This window comes from Pseudoalteromonas lipolytica (genome assembly GCF_900116435.1).
Classification (GTDB): Bacteria; Pseudomonadota; Gammaproteobacteria; order Enterobacterales; family Alteromonadaceae; genus Pseudoalteromonas; species Pseudoalteromonas lipolytica.
The window spans coordinates 1,225-27,443 of the sequence record NZ_FPAZ01000003.1; the positions used below are offsets into that span (position 1 = coordinate 1,225).

The window sequence follows — 26,219 nt, forward strand, 5'->3', positions numbered from 1 at the left end:
TGGGTCGTTAGCTCAGTTGGGAGAGCATCGCCCTTACAAGGCGAGGGTCACTGGTTCAAGTCCAGTACGACCCACCACATATAAAACTCTCTTTTCATACTCCATACTTTGTACTTTATATTCTAAATTTTCTAAAAGCATCGCCACTCTCTACAAAGACTCGGCTCGATGGTGCTAGTCCAGTACGACCCATCACCTGTAAAACACGTCTAGTCGTTGTGCCATTTTTGATATTCACTAATATAAATATCATCACGTTTGTAGCTAATTGCTAAGCTAATTCTTTGAGATAAAAAGGAAATAAAAAATACGACATAAGTCATGCTATAGCATGAGTCAGGTTTTTAAATTAATTGAAAACCTGTAATTTGCCTTGTCAGCAGCTAGACTGTTTATTATAGTCACTGTTAATATCACTCGATCGCAAGTCCAATGCCTGCAAAGATTTTTTCGAAAGCCAAAATTTTAATAGTTGAAGAGCAACCACTCGCTCAAAGCTACATGAAACAATCCCTCGAAGGATTAGGTTTTCGACAACTGCGCTTTGCTGACCATGCCATTTCAGCCAAAGAACAATGTCAGGACGAACAATTTGATCTCATTGTTTGCTCATTCAATTTAAGCAAGCACCAAGATGGCTACCAACTTTACGAAGAACTTAAAGTTAAACGCTTAATTAAAAACTCCACAGGGTTTATTTTCATTTCAGCCGAAACAAGCGGTTCTCTAGTTCATAGTGTGTTAGAGCTCCAGCCTGACGATTTTTTAGTAAAGCCATTTACCATTTATGAATTAAAAAGCCGTATTGAGAAAGTACTACTACGTAAGCACCACCTTTACAGTGTTTATCAGCTAATTGATGATGAAAATGACTCGAAAGCAATAAAGAAAATCGATGAATTACTACAAAATAAAAGTAATACCTACAGTGCCATTTTATTACGATTAAAAGGTGATGCCCTACTTCGTTTAAATCGAAATGAAGATGCGAAAACATTTTTTAAATCCGTACTCGATATACAAAAATTTACGTGGGCTAAAGTCGGGTTAGTAGAGGCGCTTATTGCCAATAATGAGCATATTCTTGCTCAACGCATGTTAAAAACCATGCTACAGCGCAGTGAAACTCGCCTTGTGGCCCTTGATTTGTTAGGTCGTTTAGACATTAAACTTAATAAGTTTGATGACGCTCAACTATTTTTTAGTCAAGCTGTTGATATAGCACCAAGAAACATTGAGCGACAAAAAACACTCAGCCATGTATCACTGTTAAATCATGACTACGAGAAAAGCTACTTAACGCAAAAAGATATCGCCAGTTATGCAAAGCATTCCATACATGATCACCCTGATATATACTTAAATGCAGCACGGGCAGGTATCGATTTTGCTCTGACAACAGATCAAACAGACCAAGTTAATCGTATTGCGAGACAAACAAATCAATATTTAAATGATTTAAAACAACAGTTTCCAAATAGTAATAATCAAACCCAAATTGATGTACTCAACGCACGTTTACATTATTTGAAAGACGAGCATAAAAAAGCAAAGGCCCTAATCGAGCAGCTTGATGAGAGTGACAGTCAAATTCGTTCTGTTGATGGTGCGCTTGATAAAGCAAAGGCATTCCACGAGCTCGGTTTTCACAACAAAGCGCAAACACTCTTTAATCAAATTATAAGCCATTGTGAGCGCCATCCTTCTGTAAGTGATCCTGTGTTTCTTCGCTACATTCAACAACAGCAAACTGAACGTCGTGATATCAAAATGGGGCCGAAAGAACTCAATAACCATGCTGTTACGCAATTTAATAAAGGCCAGCTAAATATTGCGCTCGAAGCGTTTACACAGGCCTTTAGAATTATGCCTAAAAACGCCAGTATTGCATTGAATCTTTTACAATGTTTATTCGACTCTAATGCGCAAGGGCAATCATTTAACTTATTGCTAGCAAAAAAATGCTACGCTTTACTTAATGAATACACATTACACGATGAGCAAGCCACTCGCTTCGAAAAAATAAAAGCGCAAGCTGCAAAAATGAATCTTCAGCTATCTGAGTAAATGTTCTCATTATGGAGCGCCCTTTTTTGAAATCAATTAAGCTTCTTTTAGCTGCAATAGCACTCTTCAGTCCAGTCAGTATTGCTTCTGCTACTTTGCAGTATTGGCAGCAAGCTAATATAAATTGGCAAAGTGAAGCAGGCAGTCATATAAATATACTGGCTGACGAGCAGCCCGCATTTTTGGCTCTTAAACCTTATATCCCCCTGTTTGAGCAGCTTACCGGGATTTCTGTTGGTTTCCATGCGCTGGAACAATCTCAAATGCGCTCTCGTCGTCATCAAGATTTAAGCGAAGGTTTAGGCCTATACGATGTATTGCCTATGGGCATTACATTTTTAGGTGAAGCACAAAATCAAGGCTGGATAGAGCCCCTACAACCTTATCTAGATAACCCACTCATAACTGATAAAACGTGGTATCAACTTGAAGATATTAGCGAAAGAAGCCTCACTCTTTGCAAAATAGATAACAAACTTTATTCTTTACCTTTTGATTTTTCAGCCCCTATTTATTTTTATCGCAAAGATTTATTTGAGCGCTTTAACCTTGAAGTGCCAGATACTTACGAGCAGTTACACGCAACTAAAATAAAATTACAGCGCGCGATTGATGCCGACTCTAAACTCGCCGGCATGCACGCGTTTGCTTCACGCACACTACCCGGTGCGGGGCTTAATACATGGACGGTGTTACCCGTAATGCGTGCCTATGGCGCAGAAGTGCTCAATGAACAAGGTGTATCAACATTTGATAGTCCACAGACGGCACAAAGCCTTAAAATGTATCGAAACTTAGTTACAGGTTACGGTAATCCGGAAAATAGCCGCTTACTGCATTTTTATGAGATACGTCAATTGTTTAAGCACGGCAAACTGGCTTCAGCAATCCTTGCGTCTCACTTTTACAATGAAATAGACACGGCTGAAGAATCCGATATTTGGAATAAATGGGAAGCCGCTCCCCTTCCAAAAGGACCTGTTGCCAGAGAAACATCACCATGGGCATGGGCATTTGCGATTAATAGCCACTCTAATAAAAAAATTGCAGCCTGGTTATTTATTCAATGGGCAACGAGTGAGCAAACGGCCGCTTTACTCAGCACCGGGGGGTCGCCACCAAGACAAAAGGTATGGCACGAAAAGCTATTTACTTTAGTCAATAAACCCGGCTTTAACAACGCAATGCTATGGGTGTTTGAGCATGCTACGCCTGATCGACTGCAAGCCGGTATGGTTGAATTTCCAGTCATTGGTGAAATTATTTCGCAAACATTTAGCCAAATATTTTATGGTGCCGACATTAAACAATTAATTAAAAGTACTGATGCAAAAATTAATGCAAACATGCACGCTTTAAAAACACAAACTAAGAGCAGCCAATGAGAATCAGTATTGCGCATAAAATTCTGATAATCATAGGCTTTACTATCACGCTAATTTTAGGCGTGAGCACGGCTATACATGTCTTGGAATTAAAAGAGCAAACCTTGCTTAATATGAGTGAAAAAGCAGACGCGATTGTTTCGCCGATGCTGTCTGAAATAAACTCATTAACATCAGATAACACCACTGGCAGTTGGGTCTTAAAAATTCAGGGGATAACATTAAAAAATATTCTCAAACATAATACCTTTGATGACCTCAAAACTATTTATTTTATTGATCAAAATAACTTTATTGCGGCTCACCCCGATAACAGCAAAGTCGATACCTTAGAGACGAATCAAACGATATTGCAGCAACTCAATCCGAGACGAAATAAGATTATCGCGCTTGATCACCAGTACGCTGTAACAGTGCCAGTAAAAAATCATTACGGTGAAAATATTGGTTACGTTATTGTCACGTTTTCTGACATCGATTTATCCCAAAAAACCAAATCTATTATCAGTAACGCCGTCTCTTTATTTGCAATCTACCTGCTAACAGCACTCATTATTGCTTATATCATTATTAGGCGCATAATTTTGCAACCCATTGATCAACTTGTTGAGTTCTCCCATGCAGTGACCACAGGCGACTTAAATTGCCCTATTAATATTAAAAGCCAAGATGAAATAGGCACACTTGCCAGTGGCTTTAAAATGATGCGAGCCGCGGTTAGACAGCAAATTAACAGCATGCATGAACAGCACAGTCAACTCGAAGAAACCGTGGCTAAGCGCACTCAAGAATACTTGGATGCAAAAGAACAAGCAGAACAATCAAACCAAGCAAAAAGTCGCTTTTTAGCCAATATGTCTCACGAGTTAAGAACACCTTTAAACGCCGTGTTAGGCTTCAGCCAATTATTGCAAGACAGCGAAACCGACAAAAACAAACGCCGCTACCTTGAAGCGATTTCTATCTCAGGCAATTCGTTATTAAACGTACTAAACGATATTCTTGATTTATCAAAAGTCGATGCAGGTAAAATGCAGCTCGATATTGAGCGGGTTGAAATTCCCACCATGTGCCATGAATTAAATATGATGTTTTTACAGCTCAGCGCACAAAAAGATCTCAATTTTAAAGTAACCGCACACCCTGATCTCACTCCCCCCGTATTGCTCGACAGTAACAAGCTTCGTCAAGTACTTACCAACTTAATAAGTAATGCTATTAAGTTTACGTCACAAGGCAGTGTAAGCGTATACTTTGACTTTAAACCACATGATGACGACAGCCATCTTGATATAAAAATTCATGTGAAAGATACCGGTAAAGGCATTCCAAAAGATCAACAAGATTTAATCTTTAATGACTTTGAACAAGTTCAAGGACAACGCAGTTCTGAGTTTGGTGGTACAGGCTTAGGCCTTGCTATTTCATTACGCTTTATAAAATTGATGGGCGGCGAGTTATCTGTTATCAGTGAAAAAGGCAAAGGCAGTGAGTTTATTGTTTCAATTCCCAACGTCGAGTTAGCTGAATCAATAACAGAAATTGAGCACCGTAATTACCCTGCAATCACTAGTTATCACTTTAATCCTGCGCGCATTTTAATCGTAGACGACATTCCCTATAACCGTGATTATTTAGAATCGTTCTTATCGCGCTGGAGTTTTACTATCGATACGGCAATTAATGGTGAAGATGCACTGAAAAAAATAGAGCAACATCAGCCTGACCTAATCATAATGGATTTGAAGATGCCTGTAATGGGAGGGCTTGAAGCCAGCCAGTTAATTCGCAGTGATGATCGTTTTAAACATATCCCGATTATTGCTGTAACAGCCTCGGCTTTAAAGGATGATAAGGCACAATCAAGTATCTTGACAGACTACACTATCAGTAAGCCAATTTACCGAGAGCACCTTATTGTTATTATTGCGCAATATTTAGATTAGTTTACCTAATCGCATTTTTTCATTGCCACAGCATTCATGCAGTAGCGCAAACCACTTGGCGGCGGACCATCAGGAAAAACATGACCTAAATGGGCATCGCAGACATTACAAATAGCCTCAATACGTTGCATACCGTGACTTGTATCGGCTATGTACGCAATGCTTTCGACACTGCTTGGTTGGGTAAATGAAGGCCAACCAGTGCCACTGTCAAACTTTTCATCGGCATCAAACAATAAATTATCGCAACATACACACGCATATTTCCCAGGCTCAAAGAGTGTGCATGAATCAGAGCTGTGCGGACGCTCTGTGCCTTTTTGGCGTGTTACATAGAAAGTATCTTGCGCAAGCTCACGCTGCCACTCTAATGGCGTCTTTTCAACTCTACGGGGAGGTGTTGGATTGCCGTTGTGGGCAAACTCTAAAATATCTTGCCAAGTTAACATTGTGTTCTCCTAGGTATTGATAAACCCACGTTCAAAATACTGCTTAAAAAATAGTTAAGCAAATTAAACCTTATACCAATTTACTTACTTAAATGATCTATTTTGATGCAAAAAAAACCGTGTGGTCGCAAGGCAAAAACGATGATATTTAGTTGCTATCGGCCATTGCTCCTACCTTGCTCTAACGCCCACAACGAAACTGTCGTTCATGAGCAATTTTTAACGCAGATAGCAACTGGTTAAATCCATCGAAATGATTCTGTATTATGGCTAGTCGGTACTAGACTGCTTAATTATTTTTATATTTTCGCGTTCTCGTTCAGACAGTAAGGTATGTAAATAAGCGTCAATTTTCGACTCTGCAACGCTTAAAACTGCGGTCAATGTCTGTTCATTGATATCGGTAACATGAATAATGCCATCGCCAATTTTTATCTTTTTAATCTGCCCTATTAATACAAATTCCGCTTTGCGTTTAAAATCAAACAAACCGGAAAGGCTAATCAATGCTAACTGGTTAACATCGCGCTTTAATGAATCTTCAATTGGATTGCGTGACACGAATAAAGGTGTCACACGGTACAGACTTGATACTGTGATAAAAGCCCACAAAAGAACAAAAAAAGAAAACGCGACACTGTGCCAAAGTGGTGTAAAAAACCACAGGGCAATCAATACCACTGCAATCAATGCTGAAATTTTTGCTAGTAATTGATTAATAGCCAGCATGGTTAGTTTCCTTTTTTTACGATTGGATCGGGCCAATCATTGAAAAACACGGATAAATAGCGACTTTTTACCAGATAAAGTAGCACCCAAAGCACCAATACCATTTGGCACGCCAAAAAAAATGAGAATTGATAATAACTGTGCGCGGCTTGGTAGGTCAGCCAGCCTAAATCTATCACAGCACACACAATCAAAGGCCACCGCATAAAACGCCACACAGTTGCCCACCGCTTAGCGGTTTCAGGGTTTTCTTGTGGCCTTCTAAAACAAAAAACAACCGCGGGTAACAGCGCAATTGCTGCAATGCCTATCGCCATAAAAAACTCTGATTTAGAGCTAAAAAACAACGACATAATATCTAAATCAGGACGCCGACTTAACGCGGCCATTAACCAGATAAAATAACTACGAAGCAGTACTAACAAGGTTAAATGAAACGCTATGGGGGTTCGATAAGCGCCATGTTTATCCCAATATTCTGGCCCGTAACGCATCATAGCTGATTCTTCTTATCTGCGATAACACCCAATACCAAGAATGCACCGGTTAACGTTAAACCTAACCACTTTATACCTAATAACATCAGTAGCTTACTTAAAAATGGCGTCACAAACACCACCAAAAGCCCCATACCAAAGCCTGTCACGGCAACAAAGCATAACACGCGAATAATAAAGTGACGTCTGGCAACAAAGCGCTTAGTCACTTTAATAATATCGTTGGCATATAATGAGATAAAACACACCACTAACAATAAAGAAATATTATACAAATGGGGTTGAATCCACTGACCTATCGTTAAAGCGACTGACGAGACAGCTTGCTGCAAACTATCCATTGTGTTCACTTAATAAAGCAATTAAATCGGCTTCAGTAAGCACCTCAATACCCAGCTCTTGTGCTTTTGTTAGTTTAGAGCCTGCTTTTTCACCTGCAATAAGGGCATTTGTTTTAGCCGACACACTCCCCGATACTTTTGCGCCGAGAGCTTGCAGACGCGCTTTCGCATCGTTTCGATTAAGCTCACTTAAGGTGCCTGTTAAAACATACGTCAGCCCAGCTAAAGGTTGCTTCTCAGCGCTTGGTGCATTTAAAGCTGGCCAATGAATTCCCTGCTCTATTAACGCATTAACAACAGCCATGTTGTGCTCTTCACTAAAGAACCCGCGCACATGCTTAGCAACAATTTCACCCACATCGCTCACTTCTGTTAGTGCATCAACACTGGCTTGAGTAATTTTCTCTAAGGTTAAAAAGTGATTAGCGAGGTTTTGAGCTGTTGCTTCACCGACTTCACGAATACCCAAAGAGTAAAGAAATTTAGCTAAGGTAGTTTGCTTTGCCTCTTGCAGCGCATTCACCAAATTTTTAGCAGACTTTGGTCCCATTCGTTCAAGTGACTCAAAGTGACCTTGTTTTAAAATAAATAAATCAGCAGGCGTTTTGATAAGCTCACGATCGACTAATTGGTCAACAATTTTGTCTCCTAACCCGTCAATATCAAGCGCTTTACGTGAAGCAAAATGCTTAATTGCTTGTTTACGTTGTGCTTGGCACACCAACCCACCGGTGCATCGTGCAACTGCTTCACCCTCGATACGCTCTACATGCGAGTCACAAATTGGACAAGTGGTTGGGAATACAATCTCTCTTGCACTCTCAGGACGACGTTCCAGTACCACTTGGGTAATTTGAGGGATTACATCGCCTGCGCGGCGAATAATCACCGTATCGCCAATTTTAACGCCTAAACGGGCTATTTCATCCCCATTATGCAAAGTGGCATTCGATACAGTGACTCCGCCAACAAATACGGGCTCCAAACGTGCTACCGGTGTAATTGCACCCGTTCGCCCTACTTGGAATTCAACATCTAAAAGTTGTGTAATTTCTTCTTGAGCTGGAAACTTAAACGCAATAGCCCAACGGGGCGCGCGGGCAACAAAGCCCAAACGCTCTTGGAGCTTTTTGTCGTTGACCTTAATAACCACACCGTCAATTTCATAGGCAAGCTCACTTCGGCGCGCTAAGATGTCTTGATAATAATCAAGCGCCGCCTGTTGACCTTCAACTAACTTAGTTTCAGGGCAAAGTGGTAATCCCCAATCAGTCAATTTTGCCAGTTGTTGGTAATGATCTTCTGGCAGTTGTCCATCAGCCACCAGCCCTGTGCTGTATGCATAAAACATTAATGGGCGTTTTGCCGTTACCTTAGAATCGAGCTGACGTAAACTCCCAGCCGCAGCATTACGAGGGTTAACAAATACCTTTTCGCCTCGCTTTTCAGCGTCGCTGTTCAGTTTTGCAAAGCCTGCACTGTCCATAAATACTTCGCCGCGTACTTCAAGTTCAGCAGGAAAGTCATTGCCGCGAAGTTTTAATGGCACATTACGAATCGTTTTCACGTTTTGTGTAATGTTCTCACCCACCATACCATCGCCACGTGTTGCAGCTTGAACCAGCGCACCATTACGATAAATAATCGACACAGCTAAACCGTCAAGCTTTGGTTCACAGCAAAATGTGAGTTCGCGGGTATCCATCACGCGCTCTTTAATTCGGCGATTAAACGCCGCAAACTCTTCTTGTGAAAAAGCATTATCAAGCGACAACATAGGAACTTGGTGCGTTACTTGTTCAAATTTATCAAGCGCGGCCCCACCCACTTTTTGGCTGGGTGAATCAGGACTCTGAAACTCAGGATTTGCTTGCTCTAAGCTACTTAGCTCTCGCATTAAGCGGTCATATTCAGCATCGGGAATACTGGGTGCATCCAGCACATAATAATTATGGTTATGCTCTTCTAACTGGGCACGTAGTTGACTAATTTGCTCAAAGATAGGGCTGGACATGAAAACCTCAAAAATCTACATAAAAAAGCCACTTAGACGACTTAACGCCAAGTGGCCTAACAATCATTTACTTGCGAATATGGATTACGCTGAAAAGCTTCTTACCTTTTCAACATATTCACGTACGCTATCAACCGTCATTTCTTCACGGTTGCTATCTAAAATAGTCGCACCAAACTCATCCGCTAACTTTTTAGCAGCGCTGTGCAACATATTGAAGGCACTTAGGCCATCACCATCGCATGGTAATGTCATAAACAAACTAACACCCGCTGTGCTGAACTGTTCCATATTATCAATATCAAACGTTCCAGGATTGTACATATTCACTAAACGGAATAACACAGGGCCTGTTCCAGCAGGGTCTAGATGGCGATTAAAGAAGCCTTCATCCGAGTATTTGAAACCTAGCATATTAACAGCTGGCAGTAATTGACTGCCCTCCATTGCTAAGCCTTCTGGCATCTGTAAGTGCACAATTATAAAGTCTGTCGGTGCAGGCGATTCTGGTTGCTCTTCAGTGTCAGCCGCTTCTTCGACTTCAACGTCTGGCTCTTCGGTGTTTTCAGCAGTAAAGCTTAAATCACCAAACTCAGGCTCATCACGCTCTTGCGCATAAGGCTGTGAAGACTCACTCGTTTCTGCACTTGCTTCATTTGGCTCAACCCGTTCTTGCTGCTCAACATCAGGATTATCCTTTTTGCGCACAGACCATAAACCATGAATTAATAAACCACCAATGACAAATACACTGATTACGATTAAAGCCCATCTTAATTCTTCGGCCATCCCCTCACCTTTATTATTTGATATGCCTAACTAAATTTATGCATGTGCCAATTGCACAGCTTGTTCGATATCTACGGCAACCATACGTGAAACGCCTGGTTCAGCCATAGTTACACCCGTCAATCTGCCTGCCATTTCCATAGCAATCTTATTATGACTGATATAAATAAATTGCACTGATTGTGACATCTCTTCTACCAAACGGCAAAAACGACCCACATTTGCATCATCCAATGGCGCATCCACTTCATCTAGCATACAGAATGGAGCTGGATTGAGCCTGAATATTGAAAACACCAATGATAATGCGGTCAGCGCTTTTTCTCCACCACTAAGCAGGTGAATTGTCGAATTTTTCTTGCCAGGAGGCCGTGCCATTATACTAACACCACTTTCAAGCAAGTCATCACTGGTTAATTCTAAGTAAGCGCTTCCGCCGCCAAATACTTTTGGAAATAACTCACCAAAATCACTATTTACTTGTTCAAACGTCGCCTTAAATCGATTTTTTGTTTCGCGGTCGATTTTTTGAATCGCGCCCTCAAGCGTATTAAGTGCTTGAGTTAAATCATCAAGTTGCTGATCTAAATAGTCACTTCGCTGCTTAGCCTGCTCAAACTCATCGATCGCGGCTAAGTTAACTGCCCCTAGTTCATGTAAGCCCTGCGTCGTTTTAGATAGCATGCTTTGCATACTATTTAAGTTGGCATTGTCTGGCAGTGATTCAAGCACTGTTTTTAAGTGTTGATCCAACTCTTCAAGTGGCTCCAGCGCCGCTTGCGCTTTTACAAGCAAACTTTGTTCATCTAACGCCAGTGATTGCAGTTGTTCTTGCAACGTAACTAGCTCTGATTGCGATGATTTAAGCGATGCCTGCTTATCCGCTAGTTCCTTTTTAGCGTGAGTCAGTGACGCTTGCAAGTTTTTTAGCTCAACGTCACTTTGTTGATGTTTTTCAAGCAATAACACAATATGCTCTGCCGTCTCTTCAAGCGGGATCACTAACTCTTCTAACTGCGCTGTTAATTCTAAAACAGCGTCACTTGCGGCTGTATGTGCTGCATCAGCATGTTGTAATTTTGTTTCACTGAGTTGACACTCACTACGGGCTTTTTGTTCCGCTAAATTCGCTTGATGGGCAAGTGTCTTGTAATGCTCTAATTGAGACGCAACTTGGCGATACTGATTGTCAGCATCCATTTGCACTTGCTTAGCCTGTTCAAGGTTACTTTCAAGCGTTGCGTGGTGTTCTAGCAAATCTTCTAGGCGCAATTGTTGGTTTTCTTGTTGCTGAACGACACCTTGCATTTGCTCTTTAAGCGACGTTTTGCGCAGCTGTAATTTAGCCAGTTGATTTTGCCACTGCGTTTGCTGCTCAAGGAGCATGTCTCTGCGAGTACTTGCTGAGGCAATTTGCTGCGCAACGTGATGAATACGCTCTCTGTGTTGCTCTTTTTCAGCGATGAGCGTGTTCTTTTTGGTAAGGTGACTGTCGAGCTGCTGTTGCTTGTCTGCGATTTGCTCATTGAGCTCTTCATCAAGTTCCTCTGCATCACTCAACTGGGCATGTTTTAACAGCAGTGAGTTGTCCGTGTCTTTTTTTGCATCAGCTTGAAAATTACGACCATAAATACAGCCCTTTTCATCAATCACGGCGAGCCAATATGGATCCGCTAGAATCGCTTCATCAAACGTTGCTTGAAATGCAAATCGTGTCAGCAATTCAGGGTAAATCCCCTGTTCAATGTATTGTGCTAATGAATGATCAGGCACAGCAAGGGTCTGTGACCAAACACTATTAGGCTGCGCATTTTTGCTGACCTGTAAATGCTCAAGACCCAGTAAAGCTTGCTCAACGAGAGGCTCAAAACCTGGCGTTACTTTTAATTGCGATAATAAAGAAGTGCGGTCACTGTCAGCATGCTCACTCAGGACTGAACTCAGTGCCGCAATACTGGCTTTATTTTCATTGCTGTGTTGTTGCACCCGTTGTAGTGCTTGCGCTAACTGTGCTTGCTCTGTCTCTGTTTGCACTAGATTTTGTGTCAGCCGATTCAGAGCCGTTTGCTGTTGAGCAAGTTCCTTGGTGAGCGCTTGGATATGAGTTTGCTGCTCAGTAATCTGCGTCGCAACAGGAGTCGCTTCAAGCTCACTGATTTCGTCCGTAAGCTGTTTAAGCTGTGTCTCTAGTTGGTCGATGGATTGCGAAAAATGCGCCAGCTGATTTTTGGCTACTGTCACCTCACTACTGAGCGTTTGACTTTGCTCTAATGCACGCTGGTATTCCTGTGAAGCTGTATGTCTGTGCTGATGTTGTTCTGATGCGTGAAGTTCAACTTCGGCCACGTGCTCTGCACATAATAAACTTTGCTCTATCGCTTCTTGTAACTGCTCTTGCAGTAAAGAAGCCGCAGCGTGTTGCTCAGCCTGCAACTCTTTGTTTTGCAATTGCAGTTGCTGCTGCTTAATCAAGTTTTGACTAATATTTTGCTGCTGTTGCTTTAAGCTGATTTGTTGCTGCTCTTTACGCGTTAACTCAGTGTGAGTTTGGTGCTGCGCGTGTTGTGCATCTTGTAATTTTTGCTGCTCAAGCTGTACTTGATTCTCAAGGCTCGCTAAAACATCATCATGACCAGAGTGGGCTTCTTTAAAAAACTGTATTTGTTCTTTAAGCTTATCTATTTCAGCAGCCTTATCAACTTGCTGTTGATGCAGCTTTTGCCACTTTAAAACCGCAATTTGCCCTTTTAGAGTCCGCTCTGTGGCTTTTAACTCACGGTATTTTTTCGCGTCGACTGACTGTACAGCAAGTTTATCGAGTTGCGTTTGTAACTCTTTACGAACATCCAGTAAGCGCTCAAGGTTTTCGCGAGTACTTTTAATACGGGTTTGTGTTTCGCGTCGGCGCTCTTTGTATTTAGACACCCCCGCGGCTTCTTCTAAAAACACACGCAAATCGGCAGGCTTACTCTCGATTAGTCGCGATATCATGCCTTGTTCTATAATGGCATAGCTTCGCGGCCCAAGCCCTGTTCCCAAGAAAATATCAGTAATGTCGCGCTTACGACATTTGCTGCCATTAAGAAAATAAATAGATTGCCCATCACGCGTTACCAAACGCTTAATAGCAACTTGGTTCCTGTCAGCAAACGTATTCGGTAAATGACCACTGGTATTATCAAAAATTAGCTCAACAGAGGCCTGTGAAATCGGCTTACGATTGGTTGAGCCATTAAAAATAACATCGGTCATGGCATCGCCACGTAAGTTCTTCGCTGAACTTTCACCAAGCACCCAGCGCACCGCATCAATAACATTTGATTTGCCACAGCCGTTAGGCCCGACAACACAAGTCATTTGATCAGGAAATGGGATTTTAGTGGGTTCAACAAACGATTTGAAACCCGCTAACTTTATGGTGCTTAAGCGCATCTAGTTGTTTTACCGATTTTTATTATTATTCTGCAATTTAACTCATTTTATAACAAAAGGTTAAGCGTGACGTTTAAAATTATCTAAAATAATGCCTGTTGCCATGGCTACGTTCAGCGATTCAGCCTGACCATAAGCAGGTATGGTTATTTTATCAGTGACCAGCTTTTCACAATCTGGGCGAATACCGTGCGACTCACTGCCCATTAAAAGAACAGCATCTTGTTTAAGCTTTGCTTGATGAATATTATCACCCGCTAAAAAAGCCCCATAAACGGGCAGGTTTAAGCTCGGTAAATAGCACGTTAAATCGGTTTGCGACACTGTCACACGGGCAAATGACCCCATGGTTGCACTAATGGTTTTTGGATTATATGCATCGGCACTGTCTTGGCTTGTCACTATATGGTTAATTCCATACCAGTCCGCCACGCGAATAATTGTGCCTAAGTTACCGGGGTCTGATACGCCGTCTAGCGCTAAAATAAGGCCCGAGGTGGGTAATGCTTGCTGCTTTGGCATATCAACAACAGCAATGGCTGCGTTATTGGTCACCAAGGTGCTGGCTTTCGTTAGACTGTCTTCATCGGCTTCGATAATTTGATGGGCTGCAAGTGCTGAGCGATGCGCGGCAATAAACGCGGGGGTTGCGAATATATTTGCGATACTCAAACCACTGTTTAATAACTCAAGGACATTTTTTTCACCTTGAACTAAATACTGGTTGTATTGCTTGCGGTATTTCTTCTGACCTAATGCTCGAATAAGTTTCAGTTGGTTTTTTGAAATCATAACAGCCTCATAAAATGAAGCCGTTAGTATACCCAAACCACCTAAAGATGCGAGTTTCAGTTAGAATTAAACGCGATTTAGGCAGGCATTAATTGCAAAGTGTGATTATTCCGATATTTAAATCTTTAAATCATAAAAATCACCGTTAAACCGACTACAGGGGGTGTCTCGCGGTGAATGATGTATCGCACAGTAAGAGCGCACTTAAAGTCGCAGACCGTGCCAATTGCTTTCCCCAATCGGCACGTGTGAATAGGCTATAAGCTATTAGCTAATTTTTGTTAGCCATTCATTTAACCATGGCTCAGTTACCGGCCACGGTTCAAAGTCTTCACAGGCATCAATTTCAAGGCGATGACCAACAGGCTTTGCCTGTAAATCACGAAATAGTTCATCAAAACTGCGCCCTGCCCCACAAAATGTATCACCATAGCTGCGGTCACCCATAGCGATAATGCCATACTGCTTGCCTGTTAACATGGGGAATTGATCATTTAATTGGCTGTACAATGTCACTAAATTATCAGGAATATCACCTTGGCCTGTGGTCGAGGTAATCACCAATATATGTGATGCAGCCAGCATGTCTTCTACTGTGCCATTTTCAATAAGCTGTGCTTGGTGCGGTGACTTTTCAATCACCTCAATTACTTGCTCACTTAAACGCTCTGCACCGCCGTACACACTGCCGACAAAAATACTAATGGTTGCCATAATAATCCTTTTCTTCTGTTGGCCAGCCTAGTTGCTGGCAAATCGTTAACATCGCCTCTCCAAGGGGGGCTCTAATCGTTATTACTTGTTTATTATAAGGGTGCACAAACTTTAGCTCAGACGCAAATAACATCAGACGACGCAGCTGAAAGTGCTCTCTAAAAAATTGGTTATGTTGGTTATCACCGTGGTTTACATCACCAATGATCGGTAGCGATAAATGTTTTAAATGCCGTCTAATTTGGTGCTTTCGCCCCGTTTTAGGAAAACACTCCACTAGCGAATAACGCACAGTGGGGTATTTACCAATTGGGATCGGCAAAGCAGCTTGGTGCAAGCAGTTAAAGTGAGTTTGCGCCTCTTGTGCAGCCTTATTTTGATCAGCAAACTTATCGGCTATTTTATCGAGTTCTTCTTTTAAAGGCTTATCAAGGAAGATTGACTCATTTAAAAAGCCCCTAACCAAGGCTAAGTAACGCTTTTCTATTTGCCCATCAATAAACAATTGATTCATGTCTCGAGCCGCTTCTGAGCTCAATGCAAACAATAAAACACCTGAGGTGGGTCTATCTAAACGGTGCACCGGAAACACATGTTGACCAATTTGATCACGTAGCATTTGCATGGCAAATTGTGTTTCGTGTTTATCTAAAAATGAGCGATGCACCAGTAAACCAGACGGTTTGTCTATTGCGATATAATTTTCGTCGCGATATAAAACCGTTAACTCTTCATAGTGCGGTTTAACAATTTCATCCATCTTGGTTATCACTCAAATGCTGATCAAGCTTTAGTAAAACACTAATAACATCATGGCCACCGGCATGTTGTGCCAGCATCATTTCAGCCATAGGCGCAATAGCAAAGTTTCGAGGCAATGGCTGGTTATTGGTGATTAACATCTGCATTTTTTCAATAAATACAAATTGTAACCACTGCTCAAACGCCATGGTGTCATGACAAAACGGAACAGATGAATTTAATGCTGCAGGATCAATTGCAGCTGTTTGCCATAGTTCATGACGTTGGAGTGTCGTTTGTAATTCGCGCAGCAGCGCCAAAGTCTGTTGATACATTATATAACTCTTAAAACCTTTGGACTTATTATACCCTGTTCCAAGGCGCCATGGTATGGCGTATAATTCGCATCTTATAACGATTTATAAACGACGATTGGGATTTTATGACAGAGCAAATTGCTACTTTAGGGCAACTTCTTGATGCTGCGGGCACTACATGGCGTGCTTTTGATATTGGTAGACACATCACTAAGTTAGACAAAAAACAATTTCTTGCGATTGAAGAAACTAAAATCCCTTACCCTTACCCACTTGCAGGTCACGCTTGGCTTGCGATTCAGTTTTGGGATGTCAAAGCATCCAAAGAGCCTTATGTCTGGTTTTTGAAGTTCCCACTCGATGAACAAAGCCGTTTAGTCAGTGCCAGCCGTGATCATTTTGCGAACATGGTCATCGAAGCATTAGGTACCGAAATTACCGGTGAAAATGCCGAAGGCAAGCTCGACAATAACCCGTATGTATTTACACCAAACGCCAATAAATTGGCCGCATTTAATGCCCAAGTTAAGTGCTTACTCAAACAAAGTGCATCGCAATATTATGAATATGCACAACTTTATTTTTCTGGCACCCTAGGTTTTGAAAATTGGCAAAGTGTTGCTGTACAAGGCATTGCTGATTTTGCAATGCGATTAGACAACGATAAAAACCTAACTAACTTGCAATCAGCGTGGCCGCAACTGCCTGTTGAAGTGTTACAACCACTCAGCGCTATGCTTGAACACGTTACAATTCCTCCCGCTTTTGCGGAGCAACTTTTAGCTTATGGCTTAAATGCCATAGAGCAAAAAGATGAGATAGCACTCGTCGCCGCACTTCGCAGTATATCAAAAGCATCAGCACAAGGTTTAACAGCCCAACTGGTTGATGCCGTATTGAACTCTGAAATGAACACGCATTCAGATGTGCTTTTAACCATTGCCGGACGTTGCTTTAGTACCTTAGAAGATCCTGCGCGCCTACATGTTTTTATGGATTGTTGTGCGCATCACACCGATATCGAACAGTTGTTTGTGAGTATTTTCACAGACCTAGTTGCAATTCCAACTATTCGACCTCACTTATTAGGTTTGTTACGTTTAGAAAATCGCAGCGAAACACTCGCGCGAGCAATAGGAAGGTTATTTTCGTAAATGGCAGGTTTATGGACACTCATCATTATTGGCAGCATTATCTATTTTTTTTGGTTAAACAGAAAAGTAGCTGAGGCCGCCAATCTTCATGCACAAAGGCAAATTGAACAGTTAAATGTGCAATTGGTGAGTGTTGCATGTAATAAGCGACGTATTGGCATTCTAAAAAATGGCAAACCCGGCATCAAAAGCGAGTTTATTTTTGAATTCTCAAGTGATGGGGAAAGTGTCTATCAAGGTGTGCTGTTTATGGAAAATGAAATGCTGAAAAGTGTGGTGATACCACCGCATAAGATTTAAGTTGCGAGTTGCGAGTTGCGAGTTGCGAGTTGCGAGTTGCGAGTTGCGAGTTGCGAGTTGCGAGTTAACAATACTAAGTTGCTCAGCTAAAAATACAACCCCATAAAGAACTAAGGCGTAGCTTCAAGCCACGCCCCAATCTTGCTACTTCCATGATAAAGTATCCGTACTTTTGCCGAAGCTGCCGTTTTCATCTATCCCCTGAACGGGTATACATCCGATACACCCACCATGCAACATCATGTCACATTTAACACATCCTAGTGTCGTCCACTTTCCTTCACTGGCTATCCTCTACGTTTCCAAACGCTCCTTTAGCTTCCTGCTAATATCATCCCTTGGTCAATCCTTTTCAATTGCTCCGCAATTGTACTGCGTCCTGGCAGTGTCCTTATTCGTCCTTGCCTTCCTTAGAACTTGTCCTTTTGCTTCCTGCTTAAGCATCATGCTTGGTGTGCCATAATCCTAATCCTTGGCATCAGTTCATTCATTGAACCTGTGTCTTCTTGACATGGTTAAGTTTAGAGAATTCCTGAGATGTAGATAGGCATAAAAAGTAATTTTTCTTAAGTCACAAAATTGCAAAAAACAATAAATCCTTATAAATCATTTAAATAAGTCATTTTAGGTACAAAAATAACTGTATTAAAGTGATAATACTCACAGCAATGTAAGAGAAATCGCACACACTACTTTCCAAAACGTCCCAATTACTCTTTCGCCGCTTTGAACATTAACTCACCTTCGACCTGATTAAAGCTTAATGCTTTAAAGACTTCGAACCCTTCGGAACTAAAGAATTCACGCTGCTCACCACGTGTGACAAATACGGCTAAACCCGATACTTGTTGGTGGCTGTCTACTAAATCATCTAGTCCTCGAAGTAAGTAACGCCCTAAACCTTGCCCCTGAAAATGAGGGTCTACAGCGATAAAAGCTAAAAACAAATACTGCCCTTTTTCAGCTAACATTTCACGAATTGTGCGCTCTTTTTCAATAAGTTGATTTGTCTGTAAATATCCTGCACTAAGCATTAACTTTAAACGCCAGTGCCAATAGCGCTCTGCTTGTAACTCACTGGATGAATCAAACACACATGCAATGGCTTTTAATCGGCTTTGCGAGTACAAACCAATTAAAGGTTGTTTTTCTTGCCAAAAGCTCGCGAGCTCTTCACGTACTAAAGCGCGTAGTTTGGTTTCATACTTACTGGGATTATCTTCTTTGTAGCCCAGCACATTCTGAAGTACGGGGTCATCATGATAGGCTTGGTAAATAAGACTAGCGGCCGTGCTGATATCTTCAGCACTTAGGTATTGCACACGTAAGGTCTCGGGTTCAGCAACAGTTGTCATACTCATCCTTTTCTGTGTTTTATTATTTTTAGTACTAGACTATAAGGTATATACCCAAGCGCGATTAAAGACAAATTCAGCGTGAGTTAAACTGCTGTTCATCATTATTATGGTTGAGCAGTAATAAAGACCGCCATACACAAGGAGCAGAATTATGGATACGACAAAACATGATATTTCGACCTTATTTGCACAATTAGGTTTACCCAGCAAAGAAAGTGAAATCGATGCATTTATTGCCTCGCATCAGCTGTCTGATACCACCCTACTACAGGAGGCTCCATTCTGGGACGAAGCTCAGCAACATTTTCTAGCAGAATCTTTAGCTGAAGATGGGGCGTGGAGTGAGGTTATTGATGAATTAGACGCCCGATTGCGTCAATAAACACACGATTAGTTATCCATAACCTAAAATCTACCAATTTTGGGTTATGGATAAGGAAAGTAATTTCACATCACCTCTATTATTGCTACCATACGCGCGCATTGCAGCCCATACGCTACAGTGCTTTTTATTCTTTAATCAGAGTTTATACAAAAATGAATGCCGTTGTATTTGATGCAATTAAAACCCTTCTTGATGAAGGTAAAACCCCTACAGTTGCGCTAACAAAAAGCAAACTATCACAACCGATGCCAATGCCTGTAATTATTGCAGCTGTTAGTCAGTATAAAAACAATCCGGATTCAATTAAAAATTTTATTAATAACCCGTCAAATGAACATGTTAGTGCGCCAAAAGAAAGTCAATTAGATCGTATTGAAGCAAAACTAGATAGGTTATTAGCATTACTTGAGAAAAAATAATGTTTGTTGTCGATCTGACTTTTGATTGCTACCAAGATACCACCCTAGAGCTTGCTGAACAGGCAATAAACCGCCTTGTGAATGCATTGCGATTTAATGGCCAAATAATTGGTGATGAATTCCCCACTGTTTTAAAAGATGGCTATTTTATTACGCGTGTTATGTGCCCAACCGAAGATGCGATGCACCCGCTTAACAACAGCCCGTTTGTTAAACACAGCATTGAGCAACTGCACTCGGCGGGATTGTTAGCGCCTAAAGTGAAAGTGATCGGCCAAGATATACATTCAAATGGGGCTGACGCGTGTCAGGACCCATCGTGTTATATTTTATACACCACTTATGTGCATACCTGCAGCCCACTTTATTGTGGTGATGACTTTTTGCCTGTCCCCCTGTTTCGTATTCCAGCCATTGCTAATGGTGATTACAAAACACTGATCAAATGGCAAGAAGACTGGCAAGCATGCGATCAAATCCAGATCAATGGCGCTACGCGTTGCGAGTTTCCAGCCCTTGAGGAAATGGCGAGCACACAAAGTGATTTGTATCGTCGTGGTAAAGACATTACTAAGCGAATAAGTTATTTGACTAAAAAACCTGTCTACTATTACTTATATCGTGTTGGTGGTATTGATAAAGAATCAGAACTCAAACGACGTTGTCCAAGCTGTGATGGTGACTGGAAACTGCCTGAGCCATGGTTTGGCTTATTTGATTTTAGATGTGAGCCCTGTGGCCTTGTATCGAATATATCGTGGGATTTTCAGTAAACATAAGGGGCACACAGCCCCTTTTTGTTTATTAAACTATACCAATGCAATGCGCTTAATTAATACCACTGTGCTTAATTAAGTGGTCTATTTTGAGGCAATAAAACCGCGTTGATAACAAGGCAAAAATGTCGTTATTTAGGTGTTGTTCTGCATCCATACAGTCGTAAATCAGACATTTTTAACGCAGGTAGCAACAAGTTTAATCCCTCAAAATGATTAAGTATTATTGCAGGTTGGTATTAAACCGTTACCATATCTAAAAACTCACTAATGCTGTTAGCAAGTACATGGTGCGGTTTTTTGCCCACGTATTCTAAACACACCTGACCGTTTTCAACTAACACCGTAATCAGCAAATCATCTTGCTCTGTGAGGCCAATAAATACGGTCTCAGGCTGTTTTAACTTACGTTTCATAAGCACATGCCCGGTAATATTTTGTTGCAGGCGGCTAAAATCGTCTTCATTCCATGCTTGTAATAACTCAATATGATGATCGTTTATATTTAACAGCACGTTGCCCGCATAAAGGTGGCCAAATAACGCATTTAACCCTTCAGGGAAGCGAAGCTCAAGCGCACTGGCTAGGTCATCTAAAGAACCTGCTGGCTGCTGCGCAACGGCACGCCATTGAATTAAACCTTGCTCGTCCACTTCACCGTGTTCACAAGGACTTGGCCAAGCGGTGTCATGTTCAATGACAGGAAACTTTCCTGTACGCTCTAGGCATTTTTCACTAAATGCTTGGTGTAACTTATCCAGTTTTGAAGAAACAGACATACTGCGAAACTCATTAGCTTTAGGTATAATGCCGTTATTGTAACCACAAAAGTGTAAAGATGACAGATTACAGCAACTCCCCCGAACTAAAAAACAGCGTGCTTGGTAAGTCAACGGACTATGTTGATACCTATACACCTAGCTTGTTGTTTCCTATTGCCCGTAAACTAAACCGCGATGCACTCGGTGTGAGCGAAGATAACTTACCTTTTAAGGGCCAAGATATTTGGACAGGCTATGAATTATCATGGCTAAATAGTAAAGGTAAGCCGATGGTTGCTGTCGCTACATTCGTGTTTCCTTGCCAAAGTAGTCATATTATTGAATCAAAGTCATTCAAGCTTTATTTGAATAGTTTTAACCAAACTCGCTTTACATCGACTGAAGAAGTGCACCAAGCACTTACACGCGATTTGTCAGCGGCGGTGAATGCAAACGTGAACGTTACTTTGTATCGTGCAGATGATCATAATTGCTTACCATTTAGTGCGCTACCGGGTGAGTGTATTGATGATCTCGATATTGAAATCTCAAGTTATGACATTGATGCAACATCACTTTGCCATAGCCATGATGAAAAGGTATCTGAAACCTTACACAGCCACCTTTTAAAGTCGAACTGTTTAATCACCTCTCAGCCAGATTGGGCCAGCGTGATCATTCGTTACACCGGCCAAGCAATCAGTCACGAAGCCTTATTAAAGTATTTGATTTCGTTTAGAACTCACAATGAGTTCCACGAACAATGTGTTGAGCGTATTTACTGTGACTTAATGCAGCACTTAAACATTGATGAGCTTGAAGTGTATGCTCGCTATACACGCCGAGGTGGTTTAGATATCAATCCTTATCGCTCGACGAATCAAGACGCAACCCCCTTTAACGTGAAAATTAATCGCCAATAAGCAGAACTCAAGCAATAAAAAACCGAGTAACTCGGTTTTTTATTGCTTATCTAATCGTTAAGCAGCATTGCAGAAGAGATTAACGCGTCGATTTCTTTTTAACAGCCCAGCTTCGTTACTCATCGTTGAAGATCGCAACATACGTTGGTGTTGTATTTGATTTACTCGCGCGATACATGCCAGCAGTATTAAACGGCAAACTAATATTGCCTTTCGTATCAATAATAATTACACCGCCAGTGCCACCAACAGGCATTAATACATCGTGGATGACTTCGTTACCCGCTTCAGCAATCGTTTTACCTTGGTATTTCACACGTGCGCAGATATCTGCGGCAACGTTGTAGCGAATAAAGTACTCGCCATGGCCGGTTGCCGACACAGCACACGATGCATTTTCGGCAAAGGTGCCCGCACCAATCACAGGCGCATCACCAACGCGTCCAAAGCGTTTAGCTGTCATTCCCCCCGTTGAAGTACCTGCCGCAATGTTGCCATTTTTATCTAGTGCAACGGCACCAACCGTGCCCATTTTGTAATTAACAGGTAACGCTTTATGTGCTGCTTGGTAATCTTTGCTGGTCACTTTCTCTTTATCGAGTTTTTCTTTGGCTTTTAGTAAAGCTTCATATCGGTCTTCGGTATCAAATAAATTATTTTCAACCAATGGCATGCCCTGAGTTTTTGCAAACTCTTCGGCTCCTTGGCCACTTAACATCACATGCACCGATTTTTCCATCACTAAACGCGCTAGATTAATGGGATTTTCAATATGCTTTACACCAGACACGGCACCGGCTTGACGAGAACGGCCATCCATAATTGACGCATCTAATTCGTGTGTCCCGTCGTAGGTATATACCGCACCACGCCCTGCATTAAAATAAGGTGAATTCTCAAGTACATTGATTGCCGCAGTGATGGCATCTAAGCTTTCTCCGCCTTTTTCTAACACAGAATAGCCTGTTTCAACCGCCTCTTTTAATTTTGCACGGTAGGCTTTTTCTTGCTCTGGGGTAAAACGGCTTTTCTCGATGGTTCCCGCTCCACCATGAATGGCAATAGCGAATGGTTGCTCTGCTGAGTAAGCAAACGTGCTTGTCGTTAACGCACTGAATGCAACGACTGAAGTGAGTAATGTTCTTAGCATAGTGGGCACTTAAATTGAGTGTATTTTGTAAGTCCAATGTGAATAATTTACGACTGTTTTTCAAGCTTTAACCGACGAAAGAAACAAAAAAAGCGCCTAATGGCGCTTTTCTGTTTGCTGTTTAAAATTAAGCTTTAGCCGCTTTTAAACGCGCTAAACGTGCTACTTGATGAGTAGACGTTAAGAAAGAGTAGATAGGTGCTAGGTAACCACGTTTACGAAGGTCTAAGAACTCTTCATCGCTTAATGAGTTAAGTTTTTTCTCATCAACCAGGTAGATACCGTTAATGTCTTTCTTCTCACCTTTGATTTCTACTGTTAGCGTTTGTGCTACAAGTAGTTCTTTATCTGCAAGGTATTTAGTGAATGCTTCAGTTACTTGAGAAAACTCGATGAAAGAAACAAGCGCTTCTTTACGACGTTTAAGGTACTCAGTTTCTTCACCATTTTCGAAAAGTGCATTACCAGTTTCTTCGCTAACTAAAGGGCTTGCTTCGTCGATAACGATGCCAAATTGGTCAGCTTCTGGGTGCTTAACAAGACCCAGTGGGTAGCGAGTCATTGCCATTGGTGCAAATGCAGCTGTCCACTTGTCGTCTTGAATGAAAAGGTTTTCACCTGGCTCTAGACCAAATAACGCAACGGCTTGAAATTGACCTGACTCGTTGTTTTTAACAAATGCCATTGGGAATTCATTTGCGATACGTGCAAATTCGTGTGCAACCACAGGAACTAAATGCTGAGTTTTCATGAACTCAATATTGATGCCGTTTTGAATTTTAGTGTTGGCATGTTTTTCGTTATGTAAAGGCTGTACTTGTTGCTCCGCCATGATACTGCTCCATTAAATTTTATAATATGTTTTTTGCTGTTAGTGCCCAAAGCCTATAGGTTTTGGCAACAAAAAGGAAGTGAAAATTTTGTGGCAGTTTGTAGCAATACAAGCAACCACTGGTAACAAAATACACTACAACTTTTTAGATGGCATCAGCAGAAAGGTTTATTAGGCGCTGGAATTGTCCAAGTGACATTAAATGCGCATATATAGCTTCTAGCATGCCATTTTTTTGCAACATTAAAAGGTCATCATCACCTAAAGACTTAAGAAGGTCGCGATCTACCGCATAAAGTCCTAAGATTTGTTTTTTATTACCGTCACCAAGATCATACTTAAACGGAAACTCTGCCAATAAACCTAATTCACGTAACTTATTTAAAAAGTGTTCTGACATCGCTTCTTGTTCTGCTATGTTTTTAAGTTGGGCTTGTTTCGATCTTAAATAATCTGATGGTTCGCCGTTAGCATTAAAAAGCGCTATACCTTCTTGCTCATCATTTAAGGCTGACGAGTTTACGGCCATCATTACATCGCCATTTTCCCCTTTAGCTAGTGAAAATGGGTACTTTGAAATATGTTGTGGTATATAAATCGAATCAAATTTCCCTTTTTTCATGAATACATTTTTACCCGCTTCAAGCCCTAATACAGCAACCATTAAGAAGCGTTCTTCATTATTGGATGACTTCATAAAACAAATGGGAAAATTTAGGGCAACCTTAGCCAATTCACTTGGTATCACATTAATTACATGTTGCGACGCAATATGGGGATAATATATATCAATATCTATGTGATAATTTTGATGCTGATCCACACTAAAAATTTCATAAACCTCTGACATAACTCGCTCTTTAATTGTTATAATTAATTTTAAATTAACATGTATTATCGGCCATTAAAAGCATGGAATTAAAAAGAATAAAAGCAGAAAGCACAACCCAACTTAAAAGCCATTTAGAATCATCAGAAAAGCCTGTAATTATAACAAATCTTTTTAGTGATTGGCCTTGCATTTCTTTAGCGAAAGAGTCGCCACTTAAATTTTTAAGAAGTCTAATGTCGCAAGCCAATAATGTGAATGTAGATACATTATTAATTAGAAAAGAACACAATGGAATAATCGGTTACTCTGATGAGAGCTTTAACAATCATACTTTTACTAAATATGAAGTACCCTTGCAATCAGTTTTAAAAAGGTTGACTATTGATTACAACAAGGTTGATATCGATAGAGTCGCGATTCAAAGTGCATTATTATCTGAATGCCTGCCAAATTTTAGCACCCTTAATCCATCACCTGATTTCTTAGAAAGTATTACACCTAGAATTTGGTTAGGTAACGAAACCACAGTCCCTGGGCACTATGACACAGAGCACAACATAGCACTAAACCTTTGTGGTAAAAGAACTTTTTATTTACTCCCAACGCATGCTATCTCTTCTTTGTATCTAGCACCGATTGACCGCGCAATCACAGGACCAGCAATAAGTTTAGTCGATTTTGAAAACCCAGATCTAGATAAGTTTCCTAAATTCAAGTCTGTCCAAAATCAAATAGTTACAGCAAATTTACAAGCTGGTGAGGCATTATATATCCCTCCTTTATGGTGGCATAATGTAAAAGCTAAAGATAAATTTAATATGCTAGTTAACTATTGGTGGAAGGATGATTTTTTATTAAAAAATACGACTCAACAACCTTCTGATAGTTTACTACACACATTATTAACGATAAGAAACCTGCCAAAACAACAAAAATCCGGATGGCAATCTATATTTAATTATTACATCTTCAATAATGATGAAAATACTTATGAAAAAAATAATTACAATGGAATATTATCAGCAAGCAAGGATGATATAAAAGATATTGAAGAAGTCATAATAAAAAGAATTAACAAACAAAAACGCCGCTAAAGTTAGCGGCATTTTTATTTTT

Annotated in this window: 26 protein-coding genes and 1 tRNA gene; 11 read left to right on the forward strand and 16 right to left on the reverse strand. The window is 41.0% G+C overall.

Translation table 11 applies throughout. The annotated features are described in order from the left end of the window. Position 1: 1 nt before the first annotated feature. The 4 genes from BM378_RS02965 to BM378_RS02980 all read left to right on the forward strand — a co-directional run bounded on the left by BM378_RS02965 (position 2) and on the right by BM378_RS02980 (position 5,398). Positions 2 to 77, forward strand: a tRNA-Val gene (locus tag BM378_RS02965). Positions 78 to 432: 355 nt separating this feature from the next. Continuing rightward, on the forward strand, positions 433 to 2,067 hold the full coding sequence (locus BM378_RS02970) for a response regulator (protein WP_065979792.1): 1,635 nt from the start codon (positions 433 to 435) through the stop codon (positions 2,065 to 2,067). 26 nt (positions 2,068 to 2,093) lie between these two features. Next, positions 2,094 to 3,452, forward strand: coding sequence for an extracellular solute-binding protein (locus BM378_RS02975; RefSeq protein ID WP_167330958.1), 1,359 nt, complete (start codon positions 2,094 to 2,096; stop codon positions 3,450 to 3,452). Continuing rightward, complete coding sequence (locus BM378_RS02980; protein WP_074988586.1) at positions 3,449 to 5,398, forward strand: ATP-binding protein; 1,950 nt, start codon at positions 3,449 to 3,451, stop codon at positions 5,396 to 5,398. Before BM378_RS02975 ends, BM378_RS02980 begins: the two co-directional genes overlap by 4 nt. A gap of 5 nt (positions 5,399 to 5,403) precedes the next feature. On the opposite strand, the gene msrB is transcribed toward BM378_RS02980, so the two are convergent. From msrB to BM378_RS03035, 11 genes are all read right to left on the reverse strand, one after another. Beyond that, positions 5,404 to 5,847 carry a peptide-methionine (R)-S-oxide reductase MsrB gene (gene msrB, locus BM378_RS02985; RefSeq protein ID WP_036969532.1) on the reverse strand — a complete coding sequence of 148 codons (444 nt, stop codon included), beginning with the start codon at positions 5,845 to 5,847 and terminating at the stop codon, positions 5,404 to 5,406. A 270-nt stretch (positions 5,848 to 6,117) separates the two neighbouring features. Beyond that, positions 6,118 to 6,576 carry a hypothetical protein gene (locus BM378_RS02990; RefSeq protein ID WP_036969534.1) on the reverse strand — a complete coding sequence of 153 codons (459 nt, stop codon included), beginning with the start codon at positions 6,574 to 6,576 and terminating at the stop codon, positions 6,118 to 6,120. Between the two features lie 2 nt (positions 6,577 to 6,578). Continuing rightward, positions 6,579 to 7,073, reverse strand: a complete 495-nt coding sequence (locus BM378_RS02995; RefSeq protein WP_065979790.1) for a DUF2919 domain-containing protein — start codon at positions 7,071 to 7,073, stop codon at positions 6,579 to 6,581. Beyond that, complete coding sequence (locus BM378_RS03000; RefSeq protein ID WP_036969540.1) at positions 7,070 to 7,414, reverse strand: DUF3392 family protein; 345 nt, start codon at positions 7,412 to 7,414, stop codon at positions 7,070 to 7,072. The genes BM378_RS02995 and BM378_RS03000 overlap by 4 nt, the downstream gene beginning before the upstream one ends. Beyond that, positions 7,407 to 9,428, reverse strand: coding sequence for an NAD-dependent DNA ligase LigA (gene ligA, locus BM378_RS03005; RefSeq protein WP_074988587.1), 2,022 nt, complete (start codon positions 9,426 to 9,428; stop codon positions 7,407 to 7,409). The genes BM378_RS03000 and ligA overlap by 8 nt, the downstream gene beginning before the upstream one ends. Positions 9,429 to 9,512: 84 nt before the next feature. Continuing rightward, the gene (gene zipA / locus BM378_RS03010; protein WP_036969545.1) at positions 9,513 to 10,217 is read right to left on the reverse strand and encodes a cell division protein ZipA; all 705 of its coding nucleotides are present in this window, start codon (positions 10,215 to 10,217) and stop codon (positions 9,513 to 9,515) included. Between the two features lie 36 nt (positions 10,218 to 10,253). Continuing rightward, positions 10,254 to 13,649, reverse strand: a complete 3,396-nt coding sequence (locus BM378_RS03015) for a chromosome segregation SMC family protein (RefSeq protein ID WP_074988588.1) — start codon at positions 13,647 to 13,649, stop codon at positions 10,254 to 10,256. A 60-nt stretch (positions 13,650 to 13,709) separates the two neighbouring features. After that, entirely contained in the window at positions 13,710 to 14,441 is a 732-nt protein-coding gene (locus tag BM378_RS03020) for a TrmH family RNA methyltransferase (RefSeq protein WP_036969551.1), read from the reverse strand. A 267-nt stretch (positions 14,442 to 14,708) separates the two neighbouring features. Further along, on the reverse strand, positions 14,709 to 15,155 hold the full coding sequence (locus BM378_RS03025; protein ID WP_036969555.1) for a flavodoxin: 447 nt from the start codon (positions 15,153 to 15,155) through the stop codon (positions 14,709 to 14,711). Beyond that, a complete protein-coding gene (truC, locus tag BM378_RS03030; protein WP_036969558.1) occupies positions 15,142 to 15,915 on the reverse strand; it encodes a tRNA pseudouridine(65) synthase TruC in 774 nt (257 codons plus the stop codon). Before truC ends, BM378_RS03025 begins: the two co-directional genes overlap by 14 nt. Then, positions 15,908 to 16,231 (reverse strand): YqcC family protein, encoded by a 324-nt coding sequence (locus BM378_RS03035; protein WP_074988589.1) that lies wholly within the window; start codon positions 16,229 to 16,231, stop codon positions 15,908 to 15,910. The genes truC and BM378_RS03035 overlap by 8 nt, the downstream gene beginning before the upstream one ends. A 107-nt stretch (positions 16,232 to 16,338) precedes the next feature. Between BM378_RS03035 and BM378_RS03040 the strand changes: the two genes are divergently transcribed. Then, positions 16,339 to 17,367 (forward strand): DUF3549 family protein, encoded by a 1,029-nt coding sequence (locus BM378_RS03040; RefSeq protein WP_036969569.1) that lies wholly within the window; start codon positions 16,339 to 16,341, stop codon positions 17,365 to 17,367. Further along, positions 17,368 to 17,667: a DUF3301 domain-containing protein gene (locus tag BM378_RS03045; RefSeq protein ID WP_036969572.1), complete on the forward strand. Its 300-nt coding sequence runs from the start codon at positions 17,368 to 17,370 to the stop codon at positions 17,665 to 17,667. 710 nt (positions 17,668 to 18,377) lie between these two features. Here BM378_RS03045 and BM378_RS03050 read toward each other — a convergent pair. Next, positions 18,378 to 19,028 (reverse strand): GNAT family N-acetyltransferase, encoded by a 651-nt coding sequence (locus BM378_RS03050; protein ID WP_118844163.1) that lies wholly within the window; start codon positions 19,026 to 19,028, stop codon positions 18,378 to 18,380. Between the two features lie 148 nt (positions 19,029 to 19,176). Between BM378_RS03050 and BM378_RS03055 the strand changes: the two genes are divergently transcribed. From BM378_RS03055 to BM378_RS03065, 3 genes are all read left to right on the forward strand, one after another. Continuing rightward, a complete protein-coding gene (locus BM378_RS03055; protein WP_036969581.1) occupies positions 19,177 to 19,407 on the forward strand; it encodes a DUF2789 domain-containing protein in 231 nt (76 codons plus the stop codon). A 155-nt stretch (positions 19,408 to 19,562) separates the two neighbouring features. Continuing rightward, on the forward strand, positions 19,563 to 19,829 hold the full coding sequence (locus BM378_RS03060; RefSeq protein WP_036969583.1) for a hypothetical protein: 267 nt from the start codon (positions 19,563 to 19,565) through the stop codon (positions 19,827 to 19,829). Beyond that, the gene (locus BM378_RS03065; RefSeq protein WP_036969585.1) at positions 19,829 to 20,602 is read left to right on the forward strand and encodes a Zn-ribbon-containing protein; all 774 of its coding nucleotides are present in this window, start codon (positions 19,829 to 19,831) and stop codon (positions 20,600 to 20,602) included. The genes BM378_RS03060 and BM378_RS03065 overlap by 1 nt, the downstream gene beginning before the upstream one ends. A 242-nt stretch (positions 20,603 to 20,844) precedes the next feature. On the opposite strand, the gene syd is transcribed toward BM378_RS03065, so the two are convergent. Further along, positions 20,845 to 21,384 (reverse strand): SecY-interacting protein, encoded by a 540-nt coding sequence (gene syd, locus BM378_RS03070; RefSeq protein WP_074988590.1) that lies wholly within the window; start codon positions 21,382 to 21,384, stop codon positions 20,845 to 20,847. Between the two features lie 59 nt (positions 21,385 to 21,443). On the opposite strand from syd, the gene queF reads away from it, so the two are divergent. Beyond that, the gene (gene queF, locus BM378_RS03075) at positions 21,444 to 22,289 is read left to right on the forward strand and encodes an NADPH-dependent 7-cyano-7-deazaguanine reductase QueF (RefSeq protein ID WP_074988591.1); all 846 of its coding nucleotides are present in this window, start codon (positions 21,444 to 21,446) and stop codon (positions 22,287 to 22,289) included. Positions 22,290 to 22,404: 115 nt separating this feature from the next. Here the strand turns inward: queF and BM378_RS03080 are convergent, their stop codons facing one another. The 3 genes from BM378_RS03080 to BM378_RS03090 all read right to left on the reverse strand — a co-directional run bounded on the left by BM378_RS03080 (position 22,405) and on the right by BM378_RS03090 (position 25,121). Next, positions 22,405 to 23,439 carry an isoaspartyl peptidase/L-asparaginase family protein gene (locus tag BM378_RS03080; RefSeq protein ID WP_036969594.1) on the reverse strand — a complete coding sequence of 345 codons (1,035 nt, stop codon included), beginning with the start codon at positions 23,437 to 23,439 and terminating at the stop codon, positions 22,405 to 22,407. Between the two features lie 127 nt (positions 23,440 to 23,566). Further along, the gene (locus BM378_RS03085; RefSeq protein WP_036969596.1) at positions 23,567 to 24,271 is read right to left on the reverse strand and encodes a SapC family protein; all 705 of its coding nucleotides are present in this window, start codon (positions 24,269 to 24,271) and stop codon (positions 23,567 to 23,569) included. Positions 24,272 to 24,416: 145 nt separating this feature from the next. Beyond that, on the reverse strand, positions 24,417 to 25,121 hold the full coding sequence (locus BM378_RS03090; protein WP_074988592.1) for a SapC family protein: 705 nt from the start codon (positions 25,119 to 25,121) through the stop codon (positions 24,417 to 24,419). Positions 25,122 to 25,183: 62 nt separating this feature from the next. On the opposite strand from BM378_RS03090, the gene BM378_RS03095 reads away from it, so the two are divergent. Further along, on the forward strand, positions 25,184 to 26,197 hold the full coding sequence (locus tag BM378_RS03095; RefSeq protein ID WP_074988593.1) for a cupin-like domain-containing protein: 1,014 nt from the start codon (positions 25,184 to 25,186) through the stop codon (positions 26,195 to 26,197). Positions 26,198 to 26,219: the final 22 nt, after the last annotated feature.

Excerpts from the sequence above, each read along its gene's own strand:
- BM378_RS03065 (WP_036969585.1), top strand. The coding sequence starts at position 19,829 with ATGTTTGTTGTCGATCTGACTTTTGATTGCTACCAAGATACCACCCTA.
- ligA (WP_074988587.1), bottom strand. The coding sequence starts at position 9,428 with ATGTCCAGCCCTATCTTTGAGCAAATTAGTCAACTACGTGCCCAGTTA.
- BM378_RS03035 (WP_074988589.1), bottom strand. The coding sequence starts at position 16,231 with ATGTATCAACAGACTTTGGCGCTGCTGCGCGAATTACAAACGACACTC.
- BM378_RS03000 (WP_036969540.1), bottom strand. The coding sequence starts at position 7,414 with ATGGATAGTTTGCAGCAAGCTGTCTCGTCAGTCGCTTTAACGATAGGT.
- BM378_RS03090 (WP_074988592.1), bottom strand. The coding sequence starts at position 25,121 with ATGTCAGAGGTTTATGAAATTTTTAGTGTGGATCAGCATCAAAATTAT.
- msrB (WP_036969532.1), bottom strand. The coding sequence starts at position 5,847 with ATGTTAACTTGGCAAGATATTTTAGAGTTTGCCCACAACGGCAATCCA.
- syd (WP_074988590.1), bottom strand. The coding sequence starts at position 21,384 with ATGTCTGTTTCTTCAAAACTGGATAAGTTACACCAAGCATTTAGTGAA.
- BM378_RS03050 (WP_118844163.1), bottom strand. The coding sequence starts at position 19,028 with ATGAGTATGACAACTGTTGCTGAACCCGAGACCTTACGTGTGCAATAC.
- queF (WP_074988591.1), top strand. The coding sequence starts at position 21,444 with ATGACAGATTACAGCAACTCCCCCGAACTAAAAAACAGCGTGCTTGGT.
- BM378_RS03015 (WP_074988588.1), bottom strand. The coding sequence starts at position 13,649 with ATGCGCTTAAGCACCATAAAGTTAGCGGGTTTCAAATCGTTTGTTGAA.
- BM378_RS03060 (WP_036969583.1), top strand. The coding sequence starts at position 19,563 with ATGAATGCCGTTGTATTTGATGCAATTAAAACCCTTCTTGATGAAGGT.
- zipA (WP_036969545.1), bottom strand. The coding sequence starts at position 10,217 with ATGGCCGAAGAATTAAGATGGGCTTTAATCGTAATCAGTGTATTTGTC.
- BM378_RS02990 (WP_036969534.1), bottom strand. The coding sequence starts at position 6,576 with ATGCTGGCTATTAATCAATTACTAGCAAAAATTTCAGCATTGATTGCA.
- BM378_RS03055 (WP_036969581.1), top strand. The coding sequence starts at position 19,177 with ATGGATACGACAAAACATGATATTTCGACCTTATTTGCACAATTAGGT.
- BM378_RS03020 (WP_036969551.1), bottom strand. The coding sequence starts at position 14,441 with ATGATTTCAAAAAACCAACTGAAACTTATTCGAGCATTAGGTCAGAAG.
- BM378_RS02980 (WP_074988586.1), top strand. The coding sequence starts at position 3,449 with ATGAGAATCAGTATTGCGCATAAAATTCTGATAATCATAGGCTTTACT.
- BM378_RS03025 (WP_036969555.1), bottom strand. The coding sequence starts at position 15,155 with ATGGCAACCATTAGTATTTTTGTCGGCAGTGTGTACGGCGGTGCAGAG.
- BM378_RS03085 (WP_036969596.1), bottom strand. The coding sequence starts at position 24,271 with ATGGCGGAGCAACAAGTACAGCCTTTACATAACGAAAAACATGCCAAC.
- BM378_RS02995 (WP_065979790.1), bottom strand. The coding sequence starts at position 7,073 with ATGATGCGTTACGGGCCAGAATATTGGGATAAACATGGCGCTTATCGA.
- BM378_RS02970 (WP_065979792.1), top strand. The coding sequence starts at position 433 with ATGCCTGCAAAGATTTTTTCGAAAGCCAAAATTTTAATAGTTGAAGAG.
- truC (WP_036969558.1), bottom strand. The coding sequence starts at position 15,915 with ATGGATGAAATTGTTAAACCGCACTATGAAGAGTTAACGGTTTTATAT.
- BM378_RS03040 (WP_036969569.1), top strand. The coding sequence starts at position 16,339 with ATGACAGAGCAAATTGCTACTTTAGGGCAACTTCTTGATGCTGCGGGC.
- BM378_RS03045 (WP_036969572.1), top strand. The coding sequence starts at position 17,368 with ATGGCAGGTTTATGGACACTCATCATTATTGGCAGCATTATCTATTTT.
- BM378_RS03080 (WP_036969594.1), bottom strand. The coding sequence starts at position 23,439 with ATGCTAAGAACATTACTCACTTCAGTCGTTGCATTCAGTGCGTTAACG.
- BM378_RS03095 (WP_074988593.1), top strand. The coding sequence starts at position 25,184 with ATGGAATTAAAAAGAATAAAAGCAGAAAGCACAACCCAACTTAAAAGC.